Raw genomic sequence first — 15,006 nt, 5'->3', positions numbered from 1 at the left:
GAAACCCATGACCAAACTCCTTCGCGCCGCCACCCGTTCCGCCCAGCGCGGCTTCACGCTGATCGAGCTGATGGTGGTGCTCGTCATCATCGGCGTGCTGGCCGCGCTGATCGTGCCGAACGTGATCGAACGGGCCGATGACGCCCGTGTGACGGCCGCCAAGACCGACATCAACAACCTGATGCAGGCCCTCAAGCTCTACCGCCTCGACAACCAGCGCTACCCCACGGGCGAGCAGGGCCTGCAGGCGCTGCTGGTGCGCCCGACCACCGGCCCGGCCGCGCCCAACTGGAAGCCCTACGTCGAGAAGCTCCCGAACGACCCCTGGGGTCATCCCTACCAGTACATGAACCCGGGCATCAAGGGCGAAATCGACGTGCTCTCGCTCGGCGCCGATGGACAGGCCGGCGGCGAGGGCAAGAATGCCGACATCGGCAGCTGGCAGTAGCCGCGGCGGCCGCCAGGCTGCCGGCTTCACGCTGATCGAACTGATCGTGGTGATCGCGATCATCGCGATCGCGACGGCCGGCGTGAGCTTCGCGATGCGCGACAGCGGCCAGGCCCGCCTCGACCGCGAAGCCGACCGCCTCGCCGCGCTGCTCGAATCGGCCCGCGCCCAGTCGCGCGCCAGCGGCATCGCGGTGCGCTGGCGCCTGGTCGAGGGCGGCAGCTTCGTGTTCGACGGCCTGCCGCCCGGCACCTTGCCCAATGGCTGGGCCTCGCAAGGCATGACGGCGCAGGCCTTCTTCGCCAATGGCATTCCGGTCGCCACGCTGCTGCTCGGCCCCGATCCGATCATCGCGCCCCAGCAGGTGCTGCTGTCCTCCGACGGCCCGCCCGCGCGCACCCTGCGCATCGCGACCGATGGCCTGCGTCCCTTCTCGGTCAGCAATCCATGAGGCAGCGCGCTCCCCGCGCCGCGGCCGCCGCGCGGCGCCGTCGCGGCTTCACGCTGATCGAGGTGCTGATCGCGCTCGGCATCGTCGCGCTCGCGCTGGCCGCCGGTTCCGAGGCGACGATGGCGCTCACGCGCAACGCGCAGCGCCAGTCCGACCTGCTGCTGGCCGACCTGTGCGCCGAGAACGAACTGGCCAAGGCCCGGCTCGCGCGCCAGATGCCGGGCGTGGGCATCTCGGGCTCCATCTGTGCCCAGGCCGGCACGAGCTTCAACGTGACGACCACCGTCTCCCCCACGCTGAACCCCAACTTCAACCGCATCGACGTGCAGGTGCGCGACACGGTCGATGCGCCGATCCTGCGCCTGTCGACGGTGGTGGGGCGCTACTGATGGACCGCACGCCCTCCCGCGCCCGGCCCGCGCGTGGCTTCACGCTGATCGAGCTGCTGGTCGCGCTCGCCGTGATGGCGCTGCTCGCGCTGGTCAGTTGGCGCGGGCTCGACGGCATGTCGCGCGCCACCACGCAGAACCAGCTGCGCGCCGACGCGGTGCTCACGCTGCAGACCACGCTGGCGCAATGGAGCGCCGACCTCGACGCGGTGGTCGCGCTCGCACAGACCCGCCCGATCGACTGGGACGGCCGCGTGCTGCGCCTCACGCGCAGCGGCGGCGACGCCGCCAACCCCAGCGTGCTGGTGGTGGCCTGGACGCTGCGCGCCGGCCCCGACGGCGTGCGCTGGCGCCGCTGGCAGTCGCCGCCCTTCAGCACGCGCGGCGCCTGGCAGCAGGCCTGGACCCAGGCCGCCGCGTGGGCGCAGGAGAACGGCGGCGCGCAGGGCAGCTACGGCGGCCCCAACGGCTTCAGCGACACGGTGCTGATCCCGGTGCAGAACTGGCAGCTCTACTACTTCCGCAACGACGTCTGGGTGCCCGCGGGCGAGCTGCAGGCCACGCCGGCCAATCCGCAGGCCCCGATCGGCTCCATCGTCAGCATGCCCGACGGCGTGCGGCTGGTGCTCACCCTGCCGCCGGGCGACGGCCTCTCGGGCACGCTCACGCGCGACTGGGTGCGGCCCACCGTGGGATCGCAACGCTCATGACGCCACGCCACCGCTATCGCCATCGGCAGGCCGGCGCCGCGCTGCTGGCCGCGATGCTCACCGTGACCCTGGTCGCCACCTTCGCCGCCGCCGCGCTGTGGCAGCAGTGGCGCGCGTCCGAGGTCGAATCGGCCGAGCGCGCGCGCGTGCAGGCGGCCTGGGTGCTGGTCGGCGCGCTCGACTGGTCGCGCCTGATCCTGCGCGAGGACGGCCGCGCCGGCGGCTCCGACAACCTGGCCGAGCCCTGGGCCGTGCCGCTCGAGGAAGCGCGGCTCACCAGCTTCTTGGCGGCCGACAAGAACGTCTCGAGCGACCAGCTCGAGGGCCTGCCCGATGCCTTCCTCTCGGGCCGAATCGTCGATGCGCAGTCCAAGCTCAACGTGCTGTCGCTGGTGAATGCCGGCAAGCCGGTGCCGGCGGCGCTCGCCGCCTTCACCAAGCTGTTCGGGCTGCTGAACCTGCCGGGCGCCGAGCTCAACGCGATGACCGCCTCGCTGGCGCGCACGCTGGCCACCACCACCGATGCCTCCGCCGGCGCGCCGGCCGACGACGGCGCCAGCGCGCCGCTGATGCCGCAGGAGGTGTCGCAGCTCGTGTGGCTCGGCCTCTCGCCCTCGACCGCGGCGGCGCTCGAACCCTACGTCACGGTGCTGCCGATCCGCACGCCGATCAACGTCAACACCGCCAGTGCCGAAGTCCTCGCCGCCAGCCTGCCCCGGCTCACCATCGCCGATGCGCGCCAGCTCGTGGAGCGGCGCACGCGCTCGTACTTCAAGGACATCGCGGCCGCCAATGCCGGCCTGCCCGACGGCATCCTGTTCAACGCCGAGCAGCACAGCGTCGGCACGCAATTCTTCGAGGTCTATGGCCGCCTGCGCATCGACCGCACCTGGGTCGACGAGCGCTCGCTGCTGCAGCGCGACGGCGTCACCGTCAAGACCATCTGGCGCACGCGTGGCACCGGCGCCACCTACACCTCGGTCAAACCCTGAGGCCCGTTACATTTTTCCGAGCATAAAAGCCTTCCAACGCCCGTCATATCTGTCAGGTACGCTATGAAAAACGTAGTGCGCCTTTGTAAGACGCCCACCTACAATCACCGGCTTTTCCCCACACCCCCATGACCCCGCTGCTGCTCATCGCTCCCCTGCCTCCGGCCGACGCCGCGGGCGAGTACGACTGGGCCCAGGCCGGCGACGACGGCATCGTGCTGCGCGACCATGGCCGCGCACTGCTCGCGCTGCTGCCCTCGGGCAGCGAGGTCACGCTCGGCGTGCCGTCGACCGCGCTCTCGTGGCACCGCGTCACGCTGCCCAAGGGCAGCATGGGCAGCGCCTCCAAGCTGCGCGCCGTGCTCGACGGCCTGCTCGAGGAACACCTGCTCGACGACCCCGAGGCGCTGCACTTCGCGCTCGAACCCGAGGCGCGCGCCGGCGATCCGGTGTGGGTCGCGGCCTGCAACCGCATCTGGCTGCGCTCGGTGGTGCAGGCGCTCGAGGCCAGCGGCCGGCGCGTCACCCGCATCGTTCCCGAGTTCGCGCCGCAGCCGGCCGACGGCCCGCCGCAGTTGCTGATCACCGGCGAGCCCGAGGCCCCGCAACTCACGGTCTGCGACGCCGACGGCGTGGTCTCGCTGCCGCTCGCGGGCGCCGGCCTCGCGCTCTCGGCCGGCCTGCCGGCCGACACCGCCGTGATCTCGGCCGAACCGGCCGTGGCCGCCGCGGCCGAGCGGCTGCTCGAGCAGCGCGTGCCGATCGTGCAGGCGCCGCAGCGCTGGCTGCAGGCCGCGCGCTCGCGCTGGGAGCTTGCGCAGTTCGACCTCGCGGTCACGGGCCGCGCGCGCGCCGGCAAGAAATTCGCATCGGTGGTTCAGACCCTGCGCTACGCGCCCGAATGGCGCGCCGCGCGCTGGGGCGCGGTGGTGCTGGTGCTCACGCAGCTGATCGGCCTCAACGCCTGGGCCTGGAAGGAGCGCAGCGCGCTCGAGGCCAAGCGCGAAGCCGTCAAGGGCGTGCTCACGCAGACCTTCCCCACCGTCAAGCTGGTGGTCGACGCGCCGGTACAGATGCAGCGCGAAGTCGCCGCGCTGCAGCTCGCCGTGGGCGACGTGGCCAGCGGCGACTTCGAACCCATGCTCGGCGCGCTCGCCGGCAACCTGCCGCCGGGCCGCGTGCCGAGCGCCATCGACTACGTGGCCGGCCAGTTGCGGCTGCGCGGCCTCGGGCTGCAGCCCTCCGAGGTCTCGCAGCTCACGTCCGCGATGGCGCCGCGCGGCTACGGCGTGCGCACCGAAGGCGATCTGCTGCTGGTACAGGCCGAGGCCACCCGATGAAATTCACCGAAGAACTCAAGGCCCGCTGGGCCGTCCTCGCGATGCGCGAGCGCCGCATGGTGATCGCCGCCGTCTCGCTGGTGGCGCTGGCCCTGCTGTGGTGGATCGCGCTCGCGCCCGCGCTGCGCACCCTCTGGGCCGCGCCGGCCGAGCACGCCAAGCTCGACGCGCAGCTGCAGCAGATGGCCACCCTGCAGAACCGCGCCAAGGCGCTGCAGTCGCAGCCGCGGCTGGCGCGCGACGACGCGCTGCGCGCGCTCGAGACCTCGGTGCGCCAGGGCATCGGCGCCAGCGGCCAGCTGATGACCGGCGGCGGCGGCTCCGGCGACGTCGCCACCGTCACGCTGCGCCCCACCGCTGCCGATGCGCTCGCGCAATGGCTCGCGCAGGCGCGCGGCAATGCCCACGCGGTGCCGCGCGAAGCGCACCTCACGCGCGCGGTCGCCGCCACCCCGCCACCGACCCTGGGCACCGGCGCGGCGCAGGCCGCCGCGCGCGACAAGACCCCCGAGACACCGCAGATCCGCTGGGAGGGCACCCTCGTCATGACGCTGCCGGCCGCGCGATGAGCCGCCCCCTCCACCGGTGCACCCGGCCATGGTGACGCGCGCCCCACTGTCTTCCCCCAAGCCGCGCCGCGGCTGGCGCTGGGCGGTGCTCGGCATCGTCGTCGGCGCGCTGGTCGCGCTGGTGCTGTTCGCGCCCGCGCGCTGGCTCGCGGCCGGCCTCTCGAGCTGGAGCGACGGCCGCCTGCTGCTGGTCAATCCGCGCGGCACGGTCTGGAACGGCGCCGCGGCCGTGGTGTTCGCGAGCGGCGCGGGCGGCGGCGAAGCCGTCTCGCTGCCCGGCACGCTCAACTGGCGCCTGCGCCCGGGCTGGGGTGGCGTGTCGGCCTCGCTCGACCTGCCCTGCTGCGCCGCCCAGCCGCTCGAGCTGCGCGCCGGCCCGCGCGCCGGCGGCGTGCAGATCGACTGGGGCGACGGCCGCTCGCGCTGGCCCGCCACCATGCTCAGCGGCCTCGGCGCGCCCTGGAACACGCTCAAGCTCGAAGGCACGCTCGACCTCTCGACGCGCGCCTTCTCGCTGCGCACCGACGGCCCGGTGCTGCGCATCGCGGGCCAGGCCACGCTCGACGCCACCGACGTTTCCTCCAGCCTCTCGACCCTGCGGCCGATGGGCAGCTACCGCCTCGCGCTCGAGGGCGGCAACCGCCCCTCGCTGCTGCTGAGCACGCGCCAGGGCAGCCTCGAGCTCAACGGCAGCGGCAGCTGGAACGGCACCGCATTCCGCTTCAACGGCGAGGCCAGTGCCGCGCCGGGCAGCGAAGACGCTCTCTCCAACTTGTTGAACATCATCGGGCGGCGCGACAACGCGCGCTCGATCATCACCCTGGGTTGACCTGATCATGACGACGCCCCTGTCCTCCTTCCCCCGCGCCTCCCGTGGCCTGGTCGCGCATGCGGTCCGGCTGCTGATCGCCGCCACCTTCCTGCAGGCCGCGCCGCTCGCGCTCGTGCCCGCCTTCGCGCAGGGCGAGGCGCCGCGCCGCGGCGAGCCGATCACGCTGAACTTCGCCAACGCCGACATCGAGGCCGTGGCGCGCACCATGGCGGTGGTCACGGGACGCGACGTGGTGGTCGATCCGCGCGTGAAGGGCACGATGAACCTCGTGACCGACCGCGCGATCCCGCCCTCGGCCGCCTTCAACCAGTTCGCCTCCGCGCTGCGGCTGCAGGGCTTCGCGGTGGTCGAGGCCGACGGCCTCTACAAGATCGTGCCCGAGGCCGATGCCAAGCTGCAGACCAGCACCGTCACCACCACCACGGGCGGCACCGCCTCGGTGGCGGGCAACCAGATCATCACGCAGATCTTCCGCCTCAACTACGAGTCGCCGAACAACCTGCTGCCGGTGCTGCGCCCGCTGATCCCGCCGAACAACACCATCAACGTGAACCCGGGCAACAACTCGCTCGTGATCACCGACTACGCCGAGAACATGCGCCGCCTTTCGCGCATCATCGCGGCGCTCGACGTGCCCAACGCCTCCGACATCGACGTGATCCCGCTCAAGCACTCGATCGCCACCGACATGGTGCCGCTGATCCAGCGCCTGGTCGACGGCGGCGGCGCCACCGGCCAGCCCGGCGCCGCCGCGGCCGGCGGCGGCACCGATGCCTCGTTCCGCACCACGCTGATGGCCGATCCGCGTAGCAACGCGCTGATCCTGCGCGCAGCCAATCCGGCGCGCGCGGCGCTGGTGCGCACGCTGGTCGACAAGCTCGACCGCCCCGCCATCGACAGCAGCAATGGCGCGGCCGGCAACATCTACGTGGTCTACCTGAAGAACGCCGACGCTGTGCGGCTCGCGGCCACGCTGCGCGCGGCCATGGCGGCGGCGCAAACCAACAACCAGGGCCAGCCCGGCGCGGCCGGCGGTGCCGCCGGCGCGGCCGCGGCGCAGTCGCAACCCAACCTGTCGGCCGCGATGCCGGTCAATTTCGGCAACAGCAACTCGCAGGGCGGCAGTTCCCCGCAGGCGAGCGCGCCGCTGAACAACGCCAACCAGCCCTCCACCGGCGGCCAGATCCAGGCCGACCCGTCGACCAACTCGCTGATCATCACCGCGCCCGAGCCGCAGTACCGCCAGATGCGCGCCGTGATCGACAAGCTCGACGGCCGCCGTGCCCAGGTCATGATCGAGGCGCTGGTCGTCGAAGTGAACGCGACCAAGGCCGCGCAGTTCGGCGTGCAATGGCAGAGCGCGCTCGGCAACAACGCGGTGCTCGGCACCAACTCGAGCCTGACCGGCACCAATCTGCTGGCGCTCACGACGGCGATCGCCACGCGCAACCCGCAGGGCATCTCGCTGCCGCAGGGCTTCAACATCGGCATCGGCGGCAAGATCGGCGGCCACTACGTGCTGGGCGCCATCGCCAACTTCTTCGCCAGCGACAACGACACCAACGTGCTGTCCACGCCGAACCTGCTGACGCTGGACAACGAGGAAGCCAAGATCGTGATCGGCCAGAACGTGCCCTTCCCGACCGGTTCCTACTCGAACCCCACCACCGGCGGCCTCAACCCCTTCACCACCGTCGAACGCAAGGACGTCGGCCTCACGCTGCGCGTGCGCCCGACCATCAACGAGAACGGCACGGTGAAGATGACGATCTTCCAGGAGATCTCGACCGTGCTGCCCGGCAGCCAGACCGACCCGAACGGCCCCACCACCAACAAGCGCTCGCTCGAATCGAGCGTGCTGGTGGAAGACGGCGGCCTCGTCATGCTGGGCGGCCTGCTGTCCGACAACTACGGCAACAAGATCGAGAAGGTGCCGCTGGCCGGCGACATCCCGGTCGTGGGCAACCTGTTCAAGAACGAGACCCGCTCGCGCGAGAAGAACAACCTGATGATGTTCCTGCGCCCGGTCGTGATGCGCGATGCCGCCTCCACCGAGGCCTTCGCCTTCGATCGCTACGACCAGATCCGCGCGCTGCAGGTCCAGGCCCAGCCCGACACCGGCAACCCGATGCTCAACAAGGTCGATGCCGCGCCGATCCTGCCCGACACGCCGCTGACGCGCGCGCCCCGCGCGCCCTCGGGCAGCCTGCGCGAGGAAGGCACGCAGCTCATCCCGCCGCCGATCCCCGCGCCCGACAACCGCAAGCTGCCGGCCAGCCCGTTGCGCGGCGCCCTGCCCCCCGCCGCCGACCCGGCCACGCAGCGCGAAATGCCCTGAGGCCCGAAGGCCGCACGCACGCCCCGTTCGAAACCCGCACCGACACGCCCCGCCGACCCGCCCCATGCGCTATCCCCTGCCCTACGCCTTCGCCCGCAGCCAGCAACTGCTGCTCGAGGAAGCCGACGACGGCCGCTACACGCTGTGGATGTCGAGCCACCCCGCGCGCAGCGCCGTCGGCGAGGTCGCGCGCAAGTACGGCGTGCGTTCCTTCGAGGTGCTGGCCGACGGCCCGCTCGCGCAGCGCATCAGCGCCGCCTACGCGCAGGGCGAATCGAGCGCCGCCGCGGTGGTCAGCGAGGTGCAGAGCGATGCCGACCTCTCGCGCATGATGCAGGAGCTGCCGGCGGTCGAGGACTTGCTGGAGAGCGCGGGCGACGCGCCCATCATCCGCATGCTCAACGCGCTGCTCACGCAGGCCGCGCGCGACGGCGCCAGCGACATCCACATCGAGCCCTACGAGCGCACGTCGTCGGTGCGCTTTCGCATCGACGGCACGCTGCGCGAGGTGGTTCAGCCCAACCGCGCGCTGCATGCCGCGCTGATCTCGCGCCTGAAGATCATGGCCGACCTCGACATCTCCGAGAAGCGGCTGCCGCAGGACGGGCGCATCTCGCTGCGCATCGGCACGCGCGCGGTCGACGTGCGGGTGTCGACCCTGCCGAGCGCGCACGGCGAACGCGCCGTGCTGCGGCTGCTCGACAAGAGCGAGTCGAAGCTCACGCTCGAATCGGTGGGCATGCTGGGCGACACGCTGGAGCGCTTCGAGAAGCTGATCACGCAGCCGCACGGCATCATCCTCGTGACCGGTCCCACCGGCTCGGGCAAGACCACCACGCTGTATGCCGCGCTGGCCCGGCTCGATGCGAGCCGCAGCAACATCATGACGGTGGAAGACCCGATCGAGTACGAGCTCCCGGGCGTGGGCCAGACCCAGATCAACGCCAAGATCGAGCTCACCTTCGCCAAGGCCCTGCGCGCCATCCTGCGGCAGGACCCGGACGTGATCATGATCGGCGAAATCCGCGACTTCGAGACCGCGCAGATCGCGATCCAGGCCTCGCTCACCGGCCACCTGGTGCTGGCCACGCTGCACACCAACGACTCGGTCAGCGCGGTCACGCGTCTCACCGACATGGGCGTCGAGCCCTTCCTGCTGAGCTCCTCGCTGCTGGGCGTGCTCGCGCAGCGGCTGGTGCGCAAGGTCTGCACCAGCTGCGGCGGCGCCGGCTGCGAGGCCTGCGGCCAGACCGGCTACCAGGGCCGCACCGGCATCTTCGAGCTGCTGGTGGCCGACGAGACCATCCAGGGCCTGATCCACAGCAAGGCGGCCGAGAGCGAACTGCTCAAGGCCGGCGCGCGCGGCGGCCTGCGCCTGATGCGCGAGGACGGCGAGCGGCTGGTGCAGGCCGGCATCACCTCGCGCGCCGAGCTGCTGCGCGTCACGCGCGACTAGCCATGCCCGCCTATTCCTTCGAAGCCATCGATGCCGCCGGCCAGTCGCGCGAAGGCGTGCTGGAGGCCGACACCGCGCGCAGCGCGCGCAGCATGCTGCGCGCCCAGGCGCTGATCCCGCTGTCGGTCAAGCCGGTCGGCAGCGACCACGTCAACGGCACCGGCCAGCGCAGCGGCCTGTCGCGCTGGCTCGGCGGCGGCAAGCGGGTCTTCAATTCCACCGGCCTCGCGGTCTGGACGCGCCAGCTCGCGGGCCTGGTGTCCTCGGGCCTGCCGCTCGAGCGCGCGCTCACGGCGCTCACCGACGAGGCCGAATCCGAACAGCAACGCAACCTCGTGGCCTCGCTGCGCGCCGAGGTCAACGCCGGCTCGCCGTTCGCGCGCGCGCTGTCGGCGCACTCGCGCGAGTTCTCGCCGATCTACACCGCCGTGATCGGCGCCGGCGAGCAGAGCGGCAACCTCGGCCTGGTGCTCGACCGCCTGGCCGACGACCTCGAGGAACGCCAGGCGCTGCAGCAGAAGCTGGTCGGCGCGGCACTCTACCCGGCCATCGTCACCCTGGTGGCGATCGTGATCGTGATCTTCCTCGTGAGCTACGTGGTGCCGCAGGTGGCCCAGGTGTTCGCGGGCACCAAGCGCTCGCTGCCCTTCCTCACCACCGTGATGCTGGGCCTCAGCGCCGCCGTGCGCAACTACGGCTGGTGGATGCTCGGCATCGTGCTGCTGTCCGCCGTCGGCGCGCGGCTGGCGCTGGCGCAGGAAGCCTTCCGCCTCAAGTTCGACGCCGCCTGGCTCAAGCTGCCGCTGGTGGGCAAGCTCGCGCGCGGCTACAACGCGGCGCGCTTCGCGAGCACGCTCGCCATGCTGGCCACCGCCGGCGTGCCGATCCTGCGCGCGCTGCAGGCGGCCGCCGAGACCCTGAGCAACCGCGCCATGCGCGCCGACGCGCTCGATGCGCTGGTGCTGGTGCGCGAGGGCGCGCCGCTGGCCTCGGCGCTGGCGCAGAAGAAGCGCTTTCCGGGCCTGGTGTCGATGTTCGCGCGGCTCGGCGAACAGACCGGCACGCTGCCGCTGATGCTGCAGCGCGCCTCCAACCAGCTCGGCGCCGAAGTGCAGCGCCGCGCCATGCACCTGGCGACCATCCTCGAGCCGCTGCTGATCGTGGCGATGGGTGGCGTGGTGATGCTGATCGTGCTGGCCGTGATGCTGCCGATCATCCAGCTCAACCAGTTCGTCAAGTAGCGCCCGCGGTTCGGCCGCGGGCAAGGAACACGCCGATGGCCAATCGAAGCTACCTCTACGCCAGCGCCGCCCTGCCGGACGCGGGCGCCCGCCCGTCCGCGCTGCGCGGCATCTCCGAATACGCCTACGACGTGCCGCTGGTGTTCCGCCTGCTGGTGTCGTGCGAGACCCGGCCCTGCCGCTCGGCGATCTGGAACGAGCCCGAGCCGCTCGCGCTGGCCGGACGCTGCGGCCCGGGCATCGCGCGCGTCTCCGCCTTCCTCGCGCGCATCGACCATCCCGCGATCTCGCCGATGCGCGAGGACGCGCTGCGCTTCCTGGCCGAACACACGCGGCCCGACGAATGGTTCGTGCTCGAGCCGGCCGAGGTGCTGAGCATGGGCGACGCACCCGTGGCCGGCGAGGTCCAGACACTGCGCCAGGGCCTGGCCGAGCTCGACGCCGAGATCGAGCGCACGCTCGCCGCGCTTGCGCCGCGCCCCAGGACCTTCTGGCAGCGCCTGCTGCCGCCCGCGCAGCAGTTCGTCGAGGCGCCGGTGCGCGAGCTCGGCCTGGGCCACTGGTCGGATACGCTCTACTTCTCGTTCGATGCGGCCGACGATGGCCGCGCCGACTCCTGACCGCACAACCGCACGCCATGCCCGTCACCCTCGAAGACAAGCTCGTGGTCGCGATCTCCTCGCGCGCCCTGTTCAACCTCGAAGAAGAGAACAAGATCTTCGAGTCGGGCGACGACACGGGCTACATGAAGCTGCAGCTCGACCGGCTCGACGTGCCGGCCGCGCCCGGCATCGCCTATTCGCTGATCCGCAAGCTGCTGCGCTTCAACGACGACGGCGTGCAGCGTGTCGAGGTCGTGATCCTCTCGCGCAACGACCCGGTCTCGGGCATGCGCATCTTCCGCTCCAGCGCCGCGGCCGACATCAAGCTGCAGCGCGGCGTGTTCACCCAGGGCCGCCCACCCTTCGGCTACCTGCGCGCGCTGCGCGCGCACCTGTTCCTGTCGGTCAACGCACAGGACGTGCGCGAGGCGCTGGGCGCGGGCTTCCCGGCCGCGCGCGTGCTGGTCGAATCGGTCAAGGCCGGCGATGCCTGGCCCAACGAGGTGCGCATCGCCTTCGACGGCGACGCCGTGCTGTTCAGCGACGAGGCCGAGCGCGTGTTCCAGGCCGAGGGCCTCGATGCCTTCCAGGCGCACGAGGCGAGCAAGGTCGACCTGCCGCTGCCCGGCGGCCCGTTCAAGCCGCTGCTGGCCGCGCTGCACCGGCTGCAGATGGCGGGCAATGCGCAGATGCGCATCCGCACCGCGCTGGTCACGGCGCGCAGCGCACCCGCGCACGAGCGCGCCATCCGCACGCTGATGAACTGGAACATCCGCGTCGACGAGGCCATGTTCCTCGGCGGCCTGCCCAAGGGCGAGTTCCTGCGCGAGTTCGAGCCCGACTTCTTCTTCGACGACCAGACCGGCCATGTCGATGCGGCGGCACGGCATGTGCCGGCGGGGCATGTGTCGAGCGGGATCAGCAACGAGCCGGCGCAACAAGCGGTGAAGGCGGCGCCGAAGACCGCGCAGGCACCAGCGAAGCAACGCGCGGCGAAGCCCGCGAAGCCGCGCTCGCCGAAGCCGCGCTCGCGATAGGCACGAGCGCCGCCTCGACACGCGGCGCCGGGCCGAGCACATCGGCCACCTCCGACTTCATTCTTTCGCAGTAACGGGCGGCGCGCTGTCATGCGCATGCCTTCGCTTTGTCATGCGCAGTTCACTGCTGCGTCACGGGTTCTCCCTAATCTTCGCGGCGTCCGCACACGTGCCCTCCGGGCACTTTTTTTTGCCTCGGGCCGACTGTCACCGGCCCCTTGCTCCCTCTCCATTCCAGGGTTCCACGATGCGTCCGAAACTTCATCCGCTTTCCGTTTCCCGATCCCGTGCCACGGCCCGCTGGCTGCTGCCGCTGGCAGCGGCCACGGCACTCGCCGCATGCGGCGGCGGTGGCGGTGGGGGCGTGGTGTTCCCGCCGGTCGCCCCGCCGGCCGGCGACGGTGGCGGCGCCAACCCGCCCACCACCAACCAGGGCAAGAGCGGTCCCAAGGCCCTGGTGGTGCAGGTCGACGGCCTCACCCACGCCGCGCTGCGCGATGCGATGGCGCAGAACAAGGTGCCCGCGCTGCAGGGCCTGAAGCTCGCGCCGGCCTGGACCGGCGGCGCCAATGGCGCGCTCACCGAGCAGCGCACCACCGCGAGCCCCGGCTGGGCCACGCTCGTGACCGGCACCTGGGCGCAGCGCCACTCGGTGCAGTGGGACACGGCCGACCAGCGCATCGACGCCAAGCTCGCGCCCTCGGTGTTCGCGCTCGCGAAGCAGAAGAAGGACGCCGGCTACCTCACCGCCTCGGTGACGGCCGGCGCCAACTACCGCTCGCTGCTCGCGAACGAGAGCGGCACGCTCGATGCCGCCGTCGACTGCGCGGGCGCCGATGCCTGCGTGACCGAGCGCACCGCGCAGCTCATCGACCAGGGCTACGACCTGCTGGTGGCACAGTACGGCGCGCCCGCCGCCGCGGCGCCCTCCGGCCTGCGCGGCGAGGCCTACCAGCGCGCCGTGTCCGACACCGCCGCCGCGGTCGGCCAGCTGCTCGCGCGCATCGCGCGGCGCAGCGCCAACGATGCGAAGGAGGATTGGCTCGTGGTGCTCACCACCCCGAACGGCCTCGATGCCTTCGGCAACGCGACCGGCACGCAGAGCGCGCAGACCAAGACGATCTTCGTCGCGAGCAACAAGGCGCTGGCCGCGCTGCCCGCCACCGGCGAGGCCGCGCCCACCGACGTGGCCACGCTGACGAAGCTGGCCGCCGCGACCGACATCGCGCCGACCGTGCTGCGCCACCTCGGCGCGCTGCCCGCGGCCGAGGCCTACCGCTTCAACGGCCAGCCGCTGCAGGCCGCCACCGCATTGCGCGGCCTGCTGGCGAAGACCGGCGCCGACAAGACCAGCGTCGATCTCTCGTGGACGCTCGCGGGCAACGCGAACGTGCCGGTGAAGGTGCTGCGCGACGGCAAGCTGGTCGCCACGCTCGCGGCCGGGGCCACCGCCTACAACGACCCCGTGGAAGCAGCCAGCGACGGCATCCTGGCCTTCGACTACACCGTGGTCGCGGGCGATGCGAGCCTCGCGCTGCCGGCGCGCGTCACCTACGTGAAGCCCGCCACGCTCGCGCCCACGCTGCGCAACGGCCTGGTCAACTACTACCCGCTCGACGCGCTGCCGCCCGCCGACCGCAGGAGCGTCTCCACGCTCGCGCCCTGGGCCGCCGGCGCCGATGGCGGCAGCCTGACGGACGACGGCTTCAAGGCCCCGTACAAGGCCAAGGCCCTGCGCGTGGACAGCAGCGTGAAGACCGCCGACGGCACCGCCGGCTACCGCCTGCTGCAGACCACCGACGTGGCGACCGCGCCCTCGGTCACGGCCTACACCATCGGCTTCTGGCTGCGCACCGACGCGACCTGCAGCGTGGGCGCGGGCGATGGCGCCTCGGTGATCGCCAACAAGAACTACGACAGCGGCAGCAATGCCGGCCTCGCGATCGGCCTGTTCGATGGTTGCGAGCTGCGCTTCAACGTCGGCAAGGGCGGCGGCCGCGCCGACAGCAACGGCTACCGCCTGAGCGCCGGCCAGTGGGCCTACGTGGCGGTCGTGATCGACAAGGCCAACCTCAAGATGACCGGCTTCCTGTTCGACGCCGCGCGCGCGCTGCAGACCGGCAGCGCCGACATGACCGCCGACATCGTGGCCCAGCTCGGCGGCCTGAAGAACGGCCTGAGCCTCAACGAGGACGGCACCGGCCAGTACTACAAGCGCTGGACCAGCTCGCCGCGCGGCCCGCTCGACTTCAACGAGTTCGCGATCTGGAACCGCGCGCTCACGGCCGACGAGCTCACGAGCATCTTCAAGTCGGGCCAGCCGCTGTCCACGCTCGAGCCCTGAGCGCCCTCGCACCCCTTCCCCCCAACACAACGACCCGAGAGAGAGGATCACCATGCAAGCCCCACGTTCCCTTCACCTGCTTCGCTTCGCGCCCGCCCTGCTGCTGGCCTGCCTGCTGTCCGCCTGCGGCGGCGGCGACGGCGGCGGCGGCTTCATCGGCCTGCCCGGCGCCGGCAACCCCGGCGGCGGCACGAACCCGCCGGCGGCCACCGAGCCGGTGAAGCGCTGCGCGCCCTGAGCGTCCGCTCCTTTCCGCA

15 protein-coding genes are annotated in these 15,006 nt (G+C 71.9%); all 15 read left to right on the top strand.

The genetic code is table 11. The annotated features are described in order from the left end of the window. Positions 1 to 7: 7 nt before the first annotated feature. The 15 genes from gspG to R0232_RS07180 all read left to right on the top strand — a co-directional run bounded on the left by gspG (position 8) and on the right by R0232_RS07180 (position 14,987). Positions 8 to 448, top strand: coding sequence for a type II secretion system major pseudopilin GspG (gspG, locus tag R0232_RS07250; protein ID WP_093355462.1), 441 nt, complete (start codon positions 8 to 10; stop codon positions 446 to 448). Continuing rightward, positions 423 to 899, top strand: a complete 477-nt coding sequence (locus tag R0232_RS07245) for a prepilin-type N-terminal cleavage/methylation domain-containing protein (protein ID WP_208508453.1) — start codon at positions 423 to 425, stop codon at positions 897 to 899. The genes gspG and R0232_RS07245 overlap by 26 nt, the downstream gene beginning before the upstream one ends. Further along, entirely contained in the window at positions 896 to 1,288 is a 393-nt protein-coding gene (gene gspI / locus R0232_RS07240) for a type II secretion system minor pseudopilin GspI (protein ID WP_093355458.1), read from the top strand. The genes R0232_RS07245 and gspI overlap by 4 nt, the downstream gene beginning before the upstream one ends. Continuing rightward, positions 1,288 to 1,998 (top strand): PulJ/GspJ family protein, encoded by a 711-nt coding sequence (locus tag R0232_RS07235; RefSeq protein ID WP_431511708.1) that lies wholly within the window; start codon positions 1,288 to 1,290, stop codon positions 1,996 to 1,998. Before gspI ends, R0232_RS07235 begins: the two co-directional genes overlap by 1 nt. After that, positions 1,995 to 2,990 carry a type II secretion system minor pseudopilin GspK gene (gene gspK, locus R0232_RS07230; RefSeq protein WP_431511707.1) on the top strand — a complete coding sequence of 332 codons (996 nt, stop codon included), beginning with the start codon at positions 1,995 to 1,997 and terminating at the stop codon, positions 2,988 to 2,990. Before R0232_RS07235 ends, gspK begins: the two co-directional genes overlap by 4 nt. Positions 2,991 to 3,118: 128 nt before the next feature. Then, complete coding sequence (gspL, locus tag R0232_RS07225) at positions 3,119 to 4,330, top strand: type II secretion system protein GspL (protein ID WP_431511706.1); 1,212 nt, start codon at positions 3,119 to 3,121, stop codon at positions 4,328 to 4,330. After that, positions 4,327 to 4,899 (top strand): type II secretion system protein GspM, encoded by a 573-nt coding sequence (gene gspM / locus R0232_RS07220; protein WP_431511705.1) that lies wholly within the window; start codon positions 4,327 to 4,329, stop codon positions 4,897 to 4,899. Before gspL ends, gspM begins: the two co-directional genes overlap by 4 nt. A gap of 28 nt (positions 4,900 to 4,927) precedes the next feature. After that, on the top strand, positions 4,928 to 5,728 hold the full coding sequence (gene gspN / locus R0232_RS07215) for a type II secretion system protein N (RefSeq protein WP_296799091.1): 801 nt from the start codon (positions 4,928 to 4,930) through the stop codon (positions 5,726 to 5,728). A gap of 7 nt (positions 5,729 to 5,735) precedes the next feature. After that, positions 5,736 to 8,069, top strand: coding sequence for a type II secretion system secretin GspD (gene gspD / locus R0232_RS07210; protein WP_431511704.1), 2,334 nt, complete (start codon positions 5,736 to 5,738; stop codon positions 8,067 to 8,069). Between the two features lie 64 nt (positions 8,070 to 8,133). Further along, on the top strand, positions 8,134 to 9,525 hold the full coding sequence (locus tag R0232_RS07205; protein WP_093355442.1) for a GspE/PulE family protein: 1,392 nt from the start codon (positions 8,134 to 8,136) through the stop codon (positions 9,523 to 9,525). A gap of 2 nt (positions 9,526 to 9,527) precedes the next feature. After that, positions 9,528 to 10,766 carry a type II secretion system inner membrane protein GspF gene (gene gspF / locus R0232_RS07200; RefSeq protein ID WP_093355440.1) on the top strand — a complete coding sequence of 413 codons (1,239 nt, stop codon included), beginning with the start codon at positions 9,528 to 9,530 and terminating at the stop codon, positions 10,764 to 10,766. A 35-nt stretch (positions 10,767 to 10,801) separates the two neighbouring features. After that, positions 10,802 to 11,386, top strand: coding sequence for a hypothetical protein (locus R0232_RS07195; protein ID WP_431511703.1), 585 nt, complete (start codon positions 10,802 to 10,804; stop codon positions 11,384 to 11,386). 17 nt (positions 11,387 to 11,403) lie between these two features. Then, complete coding sequence (locus R0232_RS07190) at positions 11,404 to 12,405, top strand: 5'-nucleotidase (protein WP_431511702.1); 1,002 nt, start codon at positions 11,404 to 11,406, stop codon at positions 12,403 to 12,405. A 247-nt stretch (positions 12,406 to 12,652) separates the two neighbouring features. Next, a complete protein-coding gene (locus R0232_RS07185) occupies positions 12,653 to 14,749 on the top strand; it encodes a LamG-like jellyroll fold domain-containing protein (RefSeq protein WP_431511701.1) in 2,097 nt (698 codons plus the stop codon). Between the two features lie 52 nt (positions 14,750 to 14,801). After that, positions 14,802 to 14,987 carry a hypothetical protein gene (locus R0232_RS07180; protein ID WP_208512533.1) on the top strand — a complete coding sequence of 62 codons (186 nt, stop codon included), beginning with the start codon at positions 14,802 to 14,804 and terminating at the stop codon, positions 14,985 to 14,987. The last annotated feature ends 19 nt before the right edge of the window (positions 14,988 to 15,006 follow it).

It is taken from the genome of Variovorax sp. DAIF25, from assembly GCF_050711835.1.
GTDB lineage: Bacteria > Pseudomonadota > Gammaproteobacteria > Burkholderiales > Burkholderiaceae_C > Variovorax.
This window is presented reverse-complemented; position numbering and strand designations above follow the sequence as displayed.

Excerpts from the sequence above, each read along its gene's own strand:
- gspG (WP_093355462.1), top strand. The coding sequence starts at position 8 with ATGACCAAACTCCTTCGCGCCGCCACCCGTTCCGCCCAGCGCGGCTTC.
- R0232_RS07245 (WP_208508453.1), top strand. The coding sequence starts at position 423 with ATGCCGACATCGGCAGCTGGCAGTAGCCGCGGCGGCCGCCAGGCTGCC.
- gspI (WP_093355458.1), top strand. The coding sequence starts at position 896 with ATGAGGCAGCGCGCTCCCCGCGCCGCGGCCGCCGCGCGGCGCCGTCGC.
- R0232_RS07235 (WP_431511708.1), top strand. The coding sequence starts at position 1,288 with ATGGACCGCACGCCCTCCCGCGCCCGGCCCGCGCGTGGCTTCACGCTG.
- gspK (WP_431511707.1), top strand. The coding sequence starts at position 1,995 with ATGACGCCACGCCACCGCTATCGCCATCGGCAGGCCGGCGCCGCGCTG.
- gspL (WP_431511706.1), top strand. The coding sequence starts at position 3,119 with ATGACCCCGCTGCTGCTCATCGCTCCCCTGCCTCCGGCCGACGCCGCG.
- gspM (WP_431511705.1), top strand. The coding sequence starts at position 4,327 with ATGAAATTCACCGAAGAACTCAAGGCCCGCTGGGCCGTCCTCGCGATG.
- gspN (WP_296799091.1), top strand. The coding sequence starts at position 4,928 with ATGGTGACGCGCGCCCCACTGTCTTCCCCCAAGCCGCGCCGCGGCTGG.
- gspD (WP_431511704.1), top strand. The coding sequence starts at position 5,736 with ATGACGACGCCCCTGTCCTCCTTCCCCCGCGCCTCCCGTGGCCTGGTC.
- R0232_RS07205 (WP_093355442.1), top strand. The coding sequence starts at position 8,134 with ATGCGCTATCCCCTGCCCTACGCCTTCGCCCGCAGCCAGCAACTGCTG.
- gspF (WP_093355440.1), top strand. The coding sequence starts at position 9,528 with ATGCCCGCCTATTCCTTCGAAGCCATCGATGCCGCCGGCCAGTCGCGC.
- R0232_RS07195 (WP_431511703.1), top strand. The coding sequence starts at position 10,802 with ATGGCCAATCGAAGCTACCTCTACGCCAGCGCCGCCCTGCCGGACGCG.
- R0232_RS07190 (WP_431511702.1), top strand. The coding sequence starts at position 11,404 with ATGCCCGTCACCCTCGAAGACAAGCTCGTGGTCGCGATCTCCTCGCGC.
- R0232_RS07185 (WP_431511701.1), top strand. The coding sequence starts at position 12,653 with ATGCGTCCGAAACTTCATCCGCTTTCCGTTTCCCGATCCCGTGCCACG.
- R0232_RS07180 (WP_208512533.1), top strand. The coding sequence starts at position 14,802 with ATGCAAGCCCCACGTTCCCTTCACCTGCTTCGCTTCGCGCCCGCCCTG.